Annotated in this window: 14 protein-coding genes; 1 reads left to right on the top strand and 13 read right to left on the bottom strand. The window is 32.7% G+C overall.

The window, feature by feature from the left end:
* Positions 1–44: 44 nt before the first annotated feature.
* Positions 45–2297 carry a hypothetical protein gene (locus ACEPXD_RS03735; RefSeq protein WP_391120077.1) on the bottom strand — a complete coding sequence of 751 codons (2253 nt, stop codon included), beginning with the start codon at positions 2295–2297 and terminating at the stop codon, positions 45–47.
* A gap of 599 nt (positions 2298–2896) precedes the next feature.
* Between ACEPXD_RS03735 and ACEPXD_RS03730 the strand changes: the two genes are divergently transcribed.
* Positions 2897–3907 (top strand): acyltransferase family protein, encoded by a 1011-nt coding sequence (locus tag ACEPXD_RS03730; RefSeq protein WP_391120075.1) that lies wholly within the window; start codon positions 2897–2899, stop codon positions 3905–3907.
* Positions 3908–4098: 191 nt separating this feature from the next.
* Here the strand turns inward: ACEPXD_RS03730 and ACEPXD_RS03725 are convergent, their stop codons facing one another.
* The 12 genes from ACEPXD_RS03725 to rfbB form a co-directional block, all read right to left on the bottom strand.
* The gene (locus tag ACEPXD_RS03725) at positions 4099–5238 is read right to left on the bottom strand and encodes an aminotransferase class I/II-fold pyridoxal phosphate-dependent enzyme (RefSeq protein ID WP_391120073.1); all 1140 of its coding nucleotides are present in this window, start codon (positions 5236–5238) and stop codon (positions 4099–4101) included.
* Entirely contained in the window at positions 5239–5868 is a 630-nt protein-coding gene (locus ACEPXD_RS03720) for an acetyltransferase (RefSeq protein ID WP_391120071.1), read from the bottom strand.
* 19 nt (positions 5869–5887) lie between these two features.
* On the bottom strand, positions 5888–6481 hold the full coding sequence (locus tag ACEPXD_RS03715; protein WP_391120069.1) for a sugar transferase: 594 nt from the start codon (positions 6479–6481) through the stop codon (positions 5888–5890).
* Between the two features lie 40 nt (positions 6482–6521).
* A complete protein-coding gene (galE, locus tag ACEPXD_RS03710; protein ID WP_391120067.1) occupies positions 6522–7496 on the bottom strand; it encodes a UDP-glucose 4-epimerase GalE in 975 nt (324 codons plus the stop codon).
* Positions 7497–7594: 98 nt separating this feature from the next.
* Entirely contained in the window at positions 7595–8719 is a 1125-nt protein-coding gene (locus ACEPXD_RS03705) for a glycosyltransferase family 4 protein (protein ID WP_391120066.1), read from the bottom strand.
* A gap of 1 nt (position 8720) precedes the next feature.
* Entirely contained in the window at positions 8721–9896 is a 1176-nt protein-coding gene (locus ACEPXD_RS03700) for a hypothetical protein (protein ID WP_391120064.1), read from the bottom strand.
* 64 nt (positions 9897–9960) lie between these two features.
* On the bottom strand, positions 9961–11058 hold the full coding sequence (locus tag ACEPXD_RS03695; protein ID WP_391120062.1) for a hypothetical protein: 1098 nt from the start codon (positions 11056–11058) through the stop codon (positions 9961–9963).
* Positions 11059–11112: 54 nt separating this feature from the next.
* The gene (locus ACEPXD_RS03690; RefSeq protein ID WP_391120060.1) at positions 11113–12369 is read right to left on the bottom strand and encodes an O-antigen translocase; all 1257 of its coding nucleotides are present in this window, start codon (positions 12367–12369) and stop codon (positions 11113–11115) included.
* Between the two features lie 11 nt (positions 12370–12380).
* Positions 12381–13472, bottom strand: a complete 1092-nt coding sequence (locus ACEPXD_RS03685) for a DegT/DnrJ/EryC1/StrS family aminotransferase (RefSeq protein ID WP_391120058.1) — start codon at positions 13470–13472, stop codon at positions 12381–12383.
* 24 nt (positions 13473–13496) lie between these two features.
* Positions 13497–14609 (bottom strand): acyltransferase family protein, encoded by a 1113-nt coding sequence (locus ACEPXD_RS03680; RefSeq protein ID WP_391120056.1) that lies wholly within the window; start codon positions 14607–14609, stop codon positions 13497–13499.
* Between the two features lie 25 nt (positions 14610–14634).
* Positions 14635–15585: a WxcM-like domain-containing protein gene (locus ACEPXD_RS03675; RefSeq protein ID WP_391120054.1), complete on the bottom strand. Its 951-nt coding sequence runs from the start codon at positions 15583–15585 to the stop codon at positions 14635–14637.
* 2 nt (positions 15586–15587) lie between these two features.
* Complete coding sequence (rfbB, locus tag ACEPXD_RS03670; protein ID WP_391120052.1) at positions 15588–16607, bottom strand: dTDP-glucose 4,6-dehydratase; 1020 nt, start codon at positions 16605–16607, stop codon at positions 15588–15590.
* Between the last annotated feature and the right edge of the window lies 1 nt (position 16608).

Below are 16608 nucleotides of genomic sequence, written 5' to 3'. Positions count from 1 at the left end.
AATGGATTTTCTCCTTTATTCATTTAAAACTAAAAAGATATATGTTAATATCCTGTAATCTGAAACCCGTTATTCAATGTCATATTCAAACCATATGCATTCGTAATACCTTCAATGGAAATTACCTTTAAATCGCCAGTTAATAGTCCGTCAGTTCCATTAGCCAAAATGACAGCAGTCCCTTTGCTTGCATCTATAGTGCCAAACTTAATTTTGAAGCCATTGCCCACAGAACTAAAGATTGTGTTGCTTTGGTTGTTTGTGAACTTTACTTTTGTGCCGTCTAAATCCTGTACTGTAATTGTAGCATTTGATCCAACTAATGCCTGATCCTGAGCTAGTACTAAACCATTACTGCTTTTTACTGGTGCGACTGTAAATGTTACTTCCTTATTTTCTAACTCTTCACTTTTATCAGTTCCAGCACTTACAGAAGCAAGTTCAAATTGCCCTTCCACTATTCTAAAAGTTTTCGCGTTCGAGCCACTATACGAAGGTGTAGCTAAACCAACTGCTTGTTGAATAAATGAAAAATCATTAATAGCATTTCGAGTAATGCTTGTCGTATATTTCCATACTCCATTTGAAGCCACTTTTGTTTTTCCAATATAAGCTCCTGAACCATTATAGAATAATAGTTCATAGTTGGGTTGTGCCGTTCCAGACAATTCAATACTGCTACCAATCATACGGTATCCTGCAGTTCCAGATTTATATGCAAACTTAGAATCTAGTAGCAAGTCAACAAAATAGAAATTGAACGTAATATCGAATGTCGACGCAGATGTCGGTTGATACGTTCCAGATATAGTATCCTCCGCATTTAAAGCAGATTTGAACGAATCAAACGAAACTGCAATTCCTTCATTTTTATAAATATCACCGGAAGTTTTCACATTATATTGCATTCCATCCGAAGTAATGAAGTAATTACGAATTGTATCCACATACATAACTTTTTTATTTGTAAAAGAACCTGCTTTTGCAGCAGTATAGAAGTTGAATACACCGGATGTTTGGGTTTCCACTACCGTATTATTTACTAATTTACTAAACGTAAACACTTTGTCCACTGCGGGTGTATTCACACTGTTCGCAGTAAATGTAATTATCACGGTACCGTTTTTATCTGGTGTAACGTTTATACTTTTTGCACCTGGAATAACATTTTCTACTCCATTAATTGTTAATAGTTTCAGTCCTGCTGGCACTTCGATACGTACGCGATCAGAAGACTGACCGTATGCTGTTGGGAAAGTTGCAGTTAGGGCTAATACTTCAGACGTATCTCTATGTTGCGTCGTTTGATTTCCTATTTGAATAGGTGCGATACTGCCCGGAACTGTAAAGCTAGCTGAACTCCCTTTATACTTCATCGTATACTTTATCCCAGGTGTTTGAACAGAAGTAGTTAACGTTACAGTTGTTCCGTCTTTACTTAATGAGGCATTCGTAACTGTTAATGAGTTATCAAATGTAAACTCAGAAAGATTAATCGTAGAAACTGCTTTGTTCAATTTTGCGGTTACAGTTGTGTTATCTACACGAGAAGTGGAAACAAGTTGAACTGGTTGAGATTTAACTAGTTCTTCTATACTTTTTTTCAAAGTGCTACCCCAAATCAATACACTTGAATTCAAAATCGATTGAGCTTCATTTATTTTCTTATCTGCTTCATCAAACTTACCAACTCGGTTTTTTTCTACTGCATCCTTCATAAACATATGTACAGTTACATCGTTCTTTACATAATTGATCAACTGTTCTGCCGGTCCTTTTACGACATTACGTATTTTATCGCGAGTAGATTGACCATATACACGATCCAACAAAATCGTTTGTTTGCGGAATTCTGCGGACATTTGATGATAAGCAGCTTCCACTTGTTCTAAATTGTTTGCAACAACCGCTTCCGAAAGTGCAGTCCTTTTAGCTTCTATCTTCGTACTTGCGGTGATTGCATCCAAATACGCTTGCGCTCGTTGAAGCTGCGTTTTTGGTTCAACTAACTGAGCATCATATTTTAACTTATCCGAATAACTTACCCCATTCAGAGCAGCCTCCACTTTATCAATCGACGTTTTCGCCGCATTAAATTGATTCCAAGGCTGGGTCACCCCATCTGCAGTACCCTCAATTGAAATTGCCCATTTTAAAACAGTACCTGCTTTTTGCACATCACTTATTAATTGCTCAATATTTGTAGCTGCATTAGCCTGCTGACTTGGTGCTACTGCAACAAAAGCAGATGCAGCTACAGCTGAAGATATAATAATTTTAGCTGTTTTGTTGTCCATAGAAAATCTCTCCCTTTATTCACGAATATAATTTGATTCTAATTTTATTATAATATAAAAACATTGACAACTTTCAATTATCTTCTATTTTTTTTATAAACATATTGTAGTTATTCACCATTGAATATTAATATTCCTTTTTGTTAGGTAAATTAGTTGGATTTCACTGTTTCCATTTATACTAAGGACAATAATTATACCAAGCGATAAAATGATATAATTCCACTTGTTGAACTTGGTGTAACTTAAACCAATTAATAAAGGATTAAATTAGACAAAAAACTAATTATTTGTTTTTAAGTCCACTAAATTATTCACTTTTTCATTAAGTGTGCATAATAACCAATTTAATTTAGTGGTTACATCCCTTATGACGCACAACATTTAAAAGGAAAATAAAGCCTAAAAAGTCAAAGTCATACTTCCGGTAAAACGGATGGCACAAACCAAGTGCTTGTTTCTACAGAAAAGGACGTAAATGATTTGAGGCTTACTTCTCAAAACGCAATTGCGACAGACTCCATAGTAGGTTAGTGTTAGAATAATAATGAACCATTCTAAAAAATTACCTACATTCAAAAGATAGAGGAGACAATAATTTGAACATTAAACGAAAAAACATAGAAATATTGCAAGCTTTTAGGGCTATTGCGGCTTTAATGGTGGTCTTTTATCATTCAACTGGGGATTATTTGGAGAAATACAATCAAGAATATATCTTTAAGATATTCGATCAAGGGTTCATAGGTGTGGATTTCTTCTTTATTTTGAGCGGATTTATTATTTTTTATGTTCATCACCCTGATCTAGGTAAAAAGGATAAATTTAATAATTTTATTATAAAAAGATTTATTAGAGTGTATCCCATTCACTGGATTGCTACCTCATTGATGTTTATTGCTTTCGTCTTATCCGGTTATGGTGATAATTTGGTAAGTAACATCAAGGTCATAGTAAGTTCATATTTACTCACACCGAACCCCGTATATTTGAACGGTGTTATTTGGACCCTGAGTCATGAGATATTGTTTTACTCGTTATTAATTGCGTGGCTTACATTGACTATGCTCTCCTTTTTTGGAGTAGCGAAGTTCGAAAGCTTTATCATGAACTTTTTATTTAGTAAATTTAACATTGAATTCGCTTTAGGATCCTTTTCTGCTTATTTAGTACTAAACAATAAACTTATACACCGTAGATTAATTTTATTAAGTGGGATACTACTTTCAGGAATTAGTTGGGGAATTTTGCATCTTGAATTGATTTCATTAGACCGAATTATTGCTTATGGATTACCATTTACACTAGTGATAATCGGTGCTGCTTCGATAGCCTACCAGGAAGATGTAAAAACACCGAAACTCCTGAAGTATTTAGGAGATGCATCTTATTCTATCTATTTAATTCACCTGTTATTTTTAAATGCTTTGATTAAAATATTTGGGATTCTTAAATTACCTGAAACAATCGGTTATTTCCTAACAATGAATTTAATCAATCTTTTAACAATAATAATGTCTTGTGTTTTCTATCAATTAGTAGAAAAACCATTGTTATCTGGAATAAATGTTAGGATGAGCGTGAAGAAAAAAGCAATCTCATTTAATTAACGTTCTTTGTCACTGTTTACTACGCGGTTAGAACTTAAGGTGTCGTAAGAAATATTAATAAATAGAACACGTCTGTTGACTAATCTAAATTATACAGTATACAACTGATTCATTGTAAGTAGCGGATAATCAAAAACCCCAGTTACTTTATCATATGATAAAGTAACTGGGGTTTATCAACATCATTATTATCATCCCAAATTCTTCATTAAAACATCTATCACTCTCTGCTGCTGCTCCACCGTCATCTTCGAATCTGAAGGTAGACAAATTCCTTGTTCAAATAAAATCTCACTAACAGCTTTACCTTCACCTTGAGCATAGAACTTACATCCTTCAAATACCGGTTGCAAGTGAAGTGGTTTCCAAACTGGACGGGCTTCTATATTTTCATCATTCAATGCGTCTATCACATCATATAGAGCTATTGCAATCTTTGCTGGATCCAACTGTATCACACTCAACCAACGATTCGAAAAAGTATCTTCTAACTCCGGCATAAAAGTAACTCCATCAATTGAACCAAGAGTATTTTCATACCTCTCAAAAATCGCACGCTTCTGAGCAATACGCTCATCCAACACTTCAAGTTGACCTCGACCAATCCCAGCAAGCACATTACTCAAACGATAATTATAGCCAATCACACTATGTTGATAATGCTTGGCCGCATCACGAGCTTGAGTTGCTAAGAATCGAGCTTGCTTTAATGCATCTACATCATCTGAAACAAGCATGCCACCACCAGAAGTCGTAATAATTTTATTTCCATTGAATGAATAAATACCGTATTTTCCAAATGTCCCACTTTTCTTACCTTTGTAAGTGGAGCCCAATGATTCTGCGGCATCTTCTACTACAGCAACATCATAGCGATTACAAATTTCCATAAGCTCATCCATCTTCGCACTTTGTCCATATAAATTGACAATAACGACTGCTTTCGGAAGCTTTCCGTCTGCAGCAACATCCATAAATGCTCTCTCCAAAGCTTGTGGAGACATATTCCAAGTATCCCATTCGGAATCAATGAATACTGGTGTTGCACCACGATACATAATAGGATTCGCACTAGCAATAAACGTCAAAGTCGAACAAAAAACAGTATCTCCTGCTCCAACTCCTAGTAGATTAAGTGCCAAGTCAATAGCAGCAGTACCTGCACTAACTGCGGCAGCCCCTTGAATCCCAACGTACTCTGCTAATTCATTCTCAAACCCGTCCACATTCGTTCCTAAAGGAGCGATCCAATTCGTTTCAAATGCTTCATTTATGTACTTTTGCTCATTTCCACCCATATGTGGGGAAGATAATAAGATTCGTTCGCTCATTTATAGTCCTTCTCTCTTTATCACTTTAGCCGGAACTCCAACTGCCGTAACATTAGAATCAATATTTGATATTATCGAAGATCCTGCTCCAATAGTTGTCCATACTCCAATTTCAATACCTGGTATAATTGTGGCCCCAGCTCCAACATGACTACCTTGTCCAACCTTCACGTTCCCAGTTAATATTGCACTTGGAGATATATGCGCGAAATCCTGGATTACGCAGTCATGCTCGACAACACTATTCGTATTAATAATAGTATGACAGCCAATAGAAGCATCTGCATTTACAACTACACCAGGCATGATAACTGTCCCATGACCTATTTTTACAGAATCACTCACTACTGACCTACTATGAATAACAGTTGCATACTTATCATTGAAAACACTTAGTCTTTCCACAATTTGTTTTCTAATAGAATTAGATCCAATAGAAATTACAAGCTTCACACCATCAGTCAATAATGTTTCAACTAATGAAATCGGGCCTTTAATAATCTGATCCTCACAAAATCTTTCAAAATATCGATCATCTAGTTTAGCGATAACTATTCCACCTTGAGAGCGTATACAATCTTCAATTACCTTTGCGTGACCACTATCACCAATTAGGATAATTTTCTCCAAAATGCATACCTTCTCTCCGTTAGTCCTTACTACCTTCAAACTTTGTCATCGTAGCCTGTCCTTCTTGACTAACACCTTCACTTATAAACACTTTTCGCACTGTCATAAACAATATCTTTATATCTAACCAAAATGATTGATTTTCCACATACCAAACGTCTAACTCAAATTTTTCTTCCCAAGAAATTGTATTTCGACCGTTTACTTGGGCCCAACCTGTAATACCAGGACGAACATCATGACGTCGAGCTTGTCTTTCATTATACAAAGGTAAGTACTCCACTAATAACGGACGAGGACCCACAAGACTCATATCCCCTTTTAGCACATTCCATAGCTGTGGTAGCTCATCTAAACTTAATTTTCGAATCACCTTTCCAAATGAAGTTAAACGAACATCATCTGAAAGTAACTCCCCATTTTTATCCCGTTCATCCGTCATTGAGCGAAATTTATATACAAAAAATGATTTTCCATATAAGCCAGGTCTCTCTTGTTTGAATAAAACAGGTGATCCTATTTTTGGGCGAATTAGAATTGTCACAATTCCGAAAACTGGCAATAGTACAACAAGAGCAATTAAACTAATGACACAATCCAACAATCTCTTCAAACTATATCCCTTCTTCACGTTACCATTTTTTGTTATATTTTTAAGTTTTAATACGACTAGAATGCCATTTCCACGCTGTTTCTACGATAGATGATAGATTATATTTTGGTGTCCAACCAAGCATTGTTCTAATCTTTTCTGAAGATGCAACCAGTTTAGCAGGATCTCCTTCTCGACGATTTTCCATCACCACAGTTGCTTTTTTTGATGTAGCTTCTTCACAAGCTTTAATAACTTCTATTACAGAATATCCAGCTCCATTACCTAAGTTAAATATTTCTGATTCAAGCTCATTTTTTAATAATGCATTTAATGAAATTAAATGAGCATTAGCAAGGTCTGTTACATGTATATAATCACGAATACAAGTTCCATCTTCAGTAGGATAGTCATTTCCAAATATAGCTATAGTTTCTCTCTCACCAAGTAGATGTTCCAGAATTATAGGAATTAAATGTGTTTCCGGTGAATGACTCTCACCGATTCTACCATTTTTATGCGCTCCAGCTGCATTAAAATATCTAAGAACAACATAAGATAAGCCATAGCTTTTAGAAAAGTCTTCTAGCATCCACTCCACCATTAGCTTTGACTTACCATATGGATTAATAGGACTCGTGGCTGTACTTTCTATAATAAGATCAGTGTTTGGAATACCGTAAGTTGCTGCTGTCGATGAAAATATAAAGTTTTTAACCCCATGTGCAATCATCGTTTGTAACAAATTAAATGTAGCACTAACATTATTTTCATAGTACTTAATTGGATTGATAACTGATTCTCCAACAAGACTTGAAGCTGCAAAATGAATCACTGCTTCAATTTGATAAGTACTAAAAATTTCATTTAGTAAATCTATATCTCCTAAATTTCCTTCAATGAATTTTACATTTTCATTTAGTAAGTAGCTATGACCAGTTGATAAATTATCTAATACTATTACATCTTGTTCATTTATCAGCTCTTCTACAAAATGACTACCGATATATCCTGCTCCACCAATTACTAAAATCATTGTTTTTCCTCACAATCTTGTTCTTTTGAAAAACTACTCTTTAATAGAAAATAAAACTCAAGCAAGTATTAATTTCAAATCACAATAATATCCCCAGTTTATAAAAACTCTGAATAAACTACATCCATTTCTTTTAATACAGTTTCTATGCTGTAATTTTGAATTTTCCTCTGTCCAGCCTCACCATATACTTTTCTTATCTCTTTATTTTGAACTAATATTGAAAAAGCATTAACAAGATTTTCATTATCTCCAAGATCCACTAATTTTCCAGTTGAATCATGGTCAACTAGATCTCTTGAACCGCGAACGTTGGTAGCAATTATTGACTTTCCGCAGGCCATTGCTTCCATTAAACAGCGTGGTAACCCTTCTTGTTTTGAAACTAGTGTCACAATATCTGATTGTGCGATTATCTCTGGCACATCCCTACGATATCCAAGTAGATGAATATTTGTAAAGTTTTCATTAGAAATAAATTCTTTAATTTCTTCATAGTCTGGTCCGTTACCAATTAAAAGCAAATGGATATTAGGGGTATTTAGAGTTACTTTCCTCCAATTATCTAATAAAAATTTTTGATTCTTTCTTGAACTTAATTCTGCAATACAACTTACCACTACTGCATCTTCATCAATTCTAAGCTCATTCAAAATCCCTGTAGTCTCTTGGTTAATTCTAGTGTCAAACTCTATTAAATCTACTCCAACTCCATGAACATTAAAAATATTTTTATTTTCTTGGTAACCAAGTCTTTTTCCCAGTTCATAATCTTCTTCATTCATTACTATTAGCCCATCTGTCCATCTCACTGCAATTTTTTCAGCAGGGTAAAATAACATCCAATTTTTTTTAGGTGCACCACTAAAAAAATGAAAACCGTGAGCGGTGTATAGTATTTTTCCTTGATTATGTTTATCTGCGACATATCTTGTTAAAAATGCTGCGGTAGGGGTATGTACATGTATCATTTCATAATGCATGCTTCGAAATAATTCTTCGAGCTTCTTTAACGCTTTTAGATTTTTCTTAGAAAAAGGAAGACGATCGAATTCAACATCATGACAAACGATTCCCATTGCTATAAGCTCATCTTTTCTTCCTAAAGAATTGCTTCCGACTGCATGAACTTCATATCCCTTATTTTGAAATAATTTCATAAACGGCTTATGAAATGCGGATAAATGAGTATATACTGAAGCAACGAATAATATTTTTTTCAAATTAGAATTCCCTCGCTTTTTTTCTCTGTTTTCTTAAAAATAAATAACTACTAAAATGCTTTGAAAAAATAATAATTAAAGGTAGCCATCCAACTATTCTTAAACGAGCTGCTGTTCCAATATTATCGTTAGATATACTAATAAGCATAAACCAAATTGTACTTTGCATAATCAAATACATATCTAATTTAGAAAAGGACTTTCTTTGTTTATATAGAAACAGCATTATTACTACAAATATTATACTTTCAGTAAGAAATACAACGAGCGTTGCTGCACTATTTACTTGCCATGGTAGTGGACCTATAGTATTGCTAATAAGGCTATAAAAATAATTGAAATAAAATGATAAAATATTTGCATGATCTAGTGAAATTCCCATTTGACTTCCACCAGCCTCTAATGAGGATTGTCTGTAACTCAAAACGTCTTGGAAGGAAAGACCAACATAGGGCACTTTAAATTTCCTTAAAAATGAATATGCAAAAGTAAATCCAACTAAGCTTGTAAAAAGAATTTTTTTGAAATTTATTCCTCGTTTATTTCTGAAATTAAATAGTATATAGAGAGCTGAAGCTATTAAAAAGCTTAACAATGCATACTTTCGATAGCTTCCTAACATCACTATAAAAAAAAGTAATGATAAAAAGTTTAATAAAATTGGGTATTTACTTTTCACAATGAATATATTAGAAAAAAAATATATAGATCCCAAAAAATATAAAAAAATCCAGACATCTCGATAAATAGACAGGCTAGAGTTCAATATTAGACTTGGATAAAAGAGTAGCAGTGAAACCAAAATTATTGCTGATGTATTATATTTCCCTTTGTATCCTGTACTTTTTTTTAATATTAGAAGGGTTAATAACACGAGTAATACGTTTCCAATGTAATTGAACCCTTTTAGTATAATTACGTTTTCAGTATTGAAAAGTTTGAAAATATAACCAAATATTAATATATGAATGGAAGTAAGAACGGCTGGTTGCTCATTTGCAACATTTACAGCTTGTTCTAAATAGAAAGCCCCATCATCCCCCCCTGCAAACAATGGAAGAGAAATTCCATCATACCCAAAAAACAAACTAAGAATATACAATACCAACGCTAGAACAAAATACAAAAGGCAATAAACAATAGTATAAAAGGGAACGATATATTTAGAAGTATTCACACGTACGTACCTCCCTCCTTGTAGTATTCATAATCACCCAAATAGTATAATCCAAATGAATGTTCTATTCAGTTTCATTTTTATCAACTAAATCACTTGTCCCGAACCATTCTTTCAAATATAACTCTGCAACTTTCATATAATGATGATGATCCTCTACAAACTTTCTAGAGCTTTGACTTAACTCTGCAAGATAATGTCTGTTCTTTATTAGATTTTCTATTTGCTCAACAATTTGAAGTGTATTTGGAATAATATTAATTACGGGTGAACTTGTTAGCTTTAATTCCTTGATACATTCTTCTTCTGATCCACTCATTACAATTTTTCCTTTAGCAAGTGAATATAGTGCATTCATTGCGTATGAATATGATTTACATTGATCGATTACTATATGTGTTCTATTAATGACATTAAGATATTCATCTAAAGGCAAAAACTCTGCATTTATTATTTCAACTTCGTCAGGATATTTTTCTCCAATAATCTTCAAAGCTTCTGTTATATATTTGCTACCTTTAAAAAGTGGCCTGTTTGATGCGTGATAAATAACGATTTTACCACTAAATTCCATTTCAACGAACTTAATCTTATCTACATTCATTGGAAACGGAATAGTTGGAGCCACTTTATGTTTATATTTACTTTTTCTATACGCCTCTGCATATTCAAATGCATTAGGTATTATCTTGTCCATCTTAGATATAATTTTATTTTGAACTTTTCTATGCATAATATTTTCATATGGTAATTTTAAATGATTTGCTAATTCTTCATCAAATGGAGAATATTTTTCCATTCCACCATTTCTAATAAACTCGCTAAATACAACGTCATCACCAGCAGCGAGAAGAAACTTCTTACCATTATTCTTCAACAGTTTATTATAACTCAACAATGTAGTTTTAGGTTTAATATATGGATTGATAAACTGTACTACATCAAAACTTTTTAGTTCAGATATTACCCTTTTATTTTCTCTAATAGATTTAACTTTTTCTAAAATAGTTTGTCCTGTTACAGAAATATCAATATCTCTAGCTATGCCCTTGACTCCATCGCCAGCTGAAACTATATATACCTCATGCCCCATTTTAATTAAGGCTTCCTTTAAATTTTTATGAAGCCCACTAAACTCACCAACTAATAATATTCTTTTCATCGCGTATCCTCTACTAACTATTTTTTGTATAAATAAGTTCTCTAATTTTAATTATTATATAGTTTTTTTAAATACAACTGATTTAAATATAATAAGCATCGTAATAAAATAAATAAAATAATTTATCGCATATGCTTGTGTAACACCTATTAAACCGTAATTTTCAGTCATTACAATAGCAATAAAATAAAAACTCACAGAAAATAAAATTTCAGTTATAATAAATGTTTTTGTCATAGCCTTAGCAATCATTAAAAAAGCTAATGACCAACTTGCCATTTTCAAAAAATCTCCTATAAGCTGAAAAGCGAATAATGTCCTCATTTCAGTAAATTCCGGTGTAAATAATATTGCAATGATGAAATCACGTAGAAAATAGATCATCAATGCAGTAATTAAAGTAAAGGGTAAAATGATTTTATAACCTGAAAATATTTCTTTTCTTATTTCACCCTTTTTTTGTAACTCTGACAACTTAGGTAAATAATAGGTTGAAAAGGCAGTTGTCATCACCATTAAATACATAGTGGAAATCATCCAAACGGACTGCCAATATCCTGCCTCTTCTAGAGAGAATTTTTCAATTAAATGGATTCTAATGGCGATTTGGCTTATGGAGACGGATAATACAGAAACAATAGCCATGAGGGAAAATGCTAGTAGTTTTTTTAATATTTCTTTTTCAATATGGATATTCATTTTAAATTGTAAATCAAGCTTTTTCCTTACTAACGGTAGAGTAATTAACAGCACTATTGATTGAACTATAATCATAGATAGCAAAGCTCCAAAAACGCCAAAGAAAATTGTCAGTAATGATGTGACACTTAAAGACAATAGACTGCTACATATATTAATAGCAATAAAAAGTTTAATCCTCTTAATACCATTAATAATAGAAAGTAATATAATATTAAAACTGATTAAAATCAGCGTTATTCCTAATAACTTAAACACTCCACTATATTCTGTTGTCTTTAAAATCCACTCTGACAAAAATGAACTTCCGATAAATACAAGTGCACCAATTATAACTGAGAAAATAAACGTTATAATGAATGATGCACTAATAAAATCGTTTCTTCTTTTTACATCTGATTCATGGAACTCTGCTACATACTTTGTTACACCTGACCCAATAGCCCCATTACCAAAAGTAGTAATAATGCTCAAAAAGTTTTGAAACTGCCCTATCAAAGCGATCCCTGCTGGACCTATATATACTGCTACTACTTTATTAACAACTAAGCCAGACAATAACTTTATCACTGTGGATAAGCCGGATAAAAGACTTGTTTTTAAAAAGTTCATTTTTGTCCATCCTATCTAAAGTTATTTAACACTCGGATAATTTCAGTTGTTTCTTCGTTTGTTTGTACTGGTGATATCGGTATACTAAGTATTTCTTGATGAATTTGTTCAGAAATTGGGAAGCTCTCTTCCTTCATTTCTATATACGCCTCTTGTTTATGCGGAGGGATTGGATAATGTATAACCGTTTGTATACCATTGTCTAATAAATATGTTTGCAAACGATCTCTTTCTTTTGTACGTATTACAAATACATGCCATACTGATTGCCCTGCATTAGTTGGTTTCTCTGGAAGTACTATAAACGGATTTTCTATTTCTTCTAAGTATTTATTAGCAATTACTCTTCTTTTCTCATTGTCTTCATCTAAATATGGCAATTTGACTTGTAGTAATGCTGCTTGCATTTCATCTAGTCGATGATTGTAACCTTTATATAAATTTTCATATTTTTTATGTGAACCATAATTACGTAATGCTATTAACTTTTCTGCTAGGTTATCGTCATTTGTAGTAATGGCTCCAGCATCACCTAGTGCTCCTAGGTTCTTTCCAGGGTAAAAACTAAAGCCAGCAGCATCCCCTAGATTCCCAGTTTTCTTACCATTATAAATTGCTCCATGTGCTTGAGCAGCATCTTCAATTACTTTTAACTGATGCTTTTTAGCGATTTCTAAAATTGGATTCATTTCAGCTACTGAACCATATAAATGGACAATTAAAATGGCTTTTGTTGATGAAGTAATTTTTGTCTCTATTAAACTAGGTTCTATGTTGTAACTCACCATATTCGGTTCTATTAGAATCGGTGTAGCCCCAACTTCTGAAATAGCTAAAATCGATGCAATATATGTATTAGACGGAACAATTACTTCATCCCCTGGTCCAATCTCATATGCTCTTAATATTAGCTTCAGTGCATCCAGACCATTACTTACTCCGATACAGTGACGTACGCCACAATAAGCGGCAAACTTCTGTTCAAAAGCTGTTACTTCCTCACCGGTAATATACCAACCGCTATCAATAACTCTTGAAACCGCTGCTTTTAACTCTTGAGCATATTGTGCATTAATTTTCTTTAAATTTAAGAAAGGTATCATATCTCATATACTCCTAAATACTTTTTATATTTTTGCATAGTTCACTGATTTTTGCTTTGGAGGTGCTTTTATTTTATTAATTCTAACCTTCATCGGAATTTCATAATATTTATAAATTAAATGACTTGCTATTAAAGATACAGTTAATGTAAATAACAAAAATACAATTGGATTACCGTTTATTATGGGTACATGTGCAGCATATCTAATGACTAGTTGATGAATCATATAGAACGAAAAACTAATTTCACCCAAATATATTAATCCATTGTTAGACAATAGCTTTGAAATGTATCCCTGTTGAAAAGCAAAAATACTAACAATAAAAATCATTATCGGCTGGTAATATCCCCAGTACCTCAAAGTTTGATGCACATTTTCATGAAAATAAAAAGCTAGAATTAAAAGTATAAGAACTATTAATTCCATAAAAGTCATCAACCGAATGGAGTTTGAAACGAACCCTGTTTGCTTAATTCTAATAAACCATAAACCAATGATTATGCCTATTACAAAGTCTAATATTCTAAACGCAGGTAAAACGTAGAATAACCAGTGAGCCAAATCGTTATCTTTCATAAACCATACTAGAATTAATCCACTTACATAAACAAAACATACAATTAGTACCAACCACAGTTTTTTATTTATCTTTATTTTCTTCAACAAGAAATATATTAGAAGTGGGAACAAAATATAAAAAAACATTTCATCTGAAATACTCCAAGAAGGTCCATTATATGAAAAATAGACTCCTGAAACTGGAATGAAACTTTGTAACATTAACAGATTAACTATTGCAACACTAAAATAAATTAGTGGTTCTTTGAATATCATACCTAAAGACAACGGTATCGCTATTACAAACGTAAGTAGATAAACTGGATATATTCTTGCGATACGTGCTTTTAAAAATCCTTTTATTTTTGCTATATTAATTTCATTGAATTTTTCATGATAATTGTACGTCAGTATAAAACCAGAAAGAATAAAGAAAAAAGTAACTCCTAAATATCCCTCATAAAAAATATTTTCAAAAATCCATTTAGTTTCATTGAAATTACCTAAAAAAGATAAGTGGGAAACAAATACAGCTAAAGCTGCGAAAAAACGAAAAGACGTTAATGGCTTGATCAAATAAATACACCCGTTCTATTCAGTTTCATACAAAAACTATCTTGTCTTTCATATCTTTATTACACTTTTCACATATATAATTCGTGTCTAGCTTATTTCCACATTCACACACATGTCCTTTAAATTCCGCTGGATTTCCATACCAAAGTGTATAAGGCGGAACATCTTTTGTAACAACTGAGCCTGCACCAATCATTGCATACTCTCCTATTACATTTCCTGCAACTACTGTTGAGTTGGCACCTATTGATGCAAAATCTCTAATAATTGTTTGAGCGAATTTTTCAGGATATACTTTAGACCGTGGATTTAAATCATTCGTAAAAACGACGCTCGGACCAATAAATACGTTGTTACCAATTTTTACTCCGTCCCAAATATGAACACCAGACTTTACCGTCACATTATTCCCTAATACTACATCATTCTCAATTAGCGTATGATCATTAATATTGCAGTTTTCACCTATTCTAGCTCCTGGAAAGACATGAGTATATGCCCAAATTCTCGTATCTGCTCCAATATTATTAGTTTCTATTATAGATTTTTCGTGCTTAAAATAATTATTTGTATTTGATTTTTTTGTAAGATAACTTTTGAATTCTTCATAATCTCTTAAATAATCTTCTTCATCATAATAATCATTCGCCAAAACCATTAAAACACAATCTTCACTAAAATCATGCATTTCATGCCAAATCATTTTATAAACTAAAAGTCCTTTATCTGGCTTGTCCAATATATACTCAGACTTCACTTTACCATCATCTAAAATTATTTTACAAGATCCACTTACACAAACCAGCACTTGCTGAAGTTCTTTATGAGCATGAAATCCTCTTGGTAAAGTTGGATCAACACTATAGATATAGTAAACCCTTTTAATATTAAACGGTATATTTTTCATCGCTTCTAAAGATATAAGTGAGCCTCTTTCATCTCCTATTACTTGAAATTCCATATTAGACTGTTCCATGCTCACACATCCTTCTTCCAATATTTTTCAATATACCACTCAATCGTCTTCACGATACCTGTTTCAAATGTTTCTTCTGCTATCCAATTTATTTCATTTTCTAGTTTATGCGCATCAATAGCGTATCTAAAATCATGTCCATGTCTGTCTTCTACAAATTGAATTAGTTCTTTATAGCTTGAAGTTTTTGGGATTCTCTTATCTAAATACTCACAAATAGTATAGGCTATTTCTAAATTTGTTCGCTCATTTTTACCTCCTACTAAATAGGTGTCACCTAATTGCCCATTATGAAACACAAGGTCAATTGCTTTACAATGGTCTTCTACATATAACCAGTCGCGAATATTTTTTCCCGAACCATAGATAGGGAGTATATTCCCCTTAATAGCATTGCGTATTAAAGTAGGAATTAATTTTTCATCATGTTGTTTTGGTCCATAGTTATTGGAACAGTTTGTTGTAACTACATTTAATCCGTATGTATGGAAATAGCTCCTCACAATCATATCTGAGGAAGCTTTACTTGCGCTATATGGACTGTTTGGAGCGTATGGTGTATTTTCTGTAAAATATCCTACTTTCCCCAAAGTACCATACACTTCGTCTGTTGAAACATGTAAAAATCTAGATTTTTGATACCCTTCTTTATATTGAAAAGGTGTCGATTGCCAATGGTTTCTCGCAGTTTCAAGTAAATTTAAGGTGCCTAGTACATTCGTTTCTGCAAACAAAGAAGGATTTTTTATCGAATTATCTACATGAGATTCTGCTGCAAAGTGAATCACATGTTGTATATCATATTGTTCAAACAGTTGAGTAATCATTTTAACGTCTCTAATATCACCTTGCACAAATTTGTAGTTCTCTTTGCTCACAACTTCGGTTAAATTTGATAGATTTCCTGCATAAGTTAATGCATCTAAATTTAAAATGAAATAATCACTATATTTATCTACAAAATAAGGAACGAAATTGGATCCAATAAAACCTGCTCCTCCAGTAACTAATACTGTTTTCATA

The sequence above is a fragment of the Psychrobacillus sp. L3 genome, assembly GCF_042945595.1.
Taxonomy (GTDB): domain Bacteria; phylum Bacillota; class Bacilli; order Bacillales_A; family Planococcaceae; genus Psychrobacillus.
Note: the sequence above shows the minus strand (reverse complement) of the source record. Positions and strands in the feature narration are given on the sequence as shown.

Coding starts and splice junctions, on each gene's coding strand:
- ACEPXD_RS03735 (WP_391120077.1), bottom strand. CDS start 2,297: ATGGACAACAAAACAGCTAAAATTATTATATCTTCAGCTGTAGCTGCA.
- ACEPXD_RS03725 (WP_391120073.1), bottom strand. CDS start 5,238: ATGAGCGAACGAATCTTATTATCTTCCCCACATATGGGTGGAAATGAG.
- galE (WP_391120067.1), bottom strand. CDS start 7,496: ATGATTTTAGTAATTGGTGGAGCAGGATATATCGGTAGTCATTTTGTA.
- ACEPXD_RS03695 (WP_391120062.1), bottom strand. CDS start 11,058: ATGAAAAGAATATTATTAGTTGGTGAGTTTAGTGGGCTTCATAAAAAT.
- ACEPXD_RS03690 (WP_391120060.1), bottom strand. CDS start 12,369: ATGAACTTTTTAAAAACAAGTCTTTTATCCGGCTTATCCACAGTGATA.
- ACEPXD_RS03685 (WP_391120058.1), bottom strand. CDS start 13,472: ATGATACCTTTCTTAAATTTAAAGAAAATTAATGCACAATATGCTCAA.
- ACEPXD_RS03675 (WP_391120054.1), bottom strand. CDS start 15,585: ATGGAACAGTCTAATATGGAATTTCAAGTAATAGGAGATGAAAGAGGC.
- rfbB (WP_391120052.1), bottom strand. CDS start 16,607: ATGAAAACAGTATTAGTTACTGGAGGAGCAGGTTTTATTGGATCCAAT.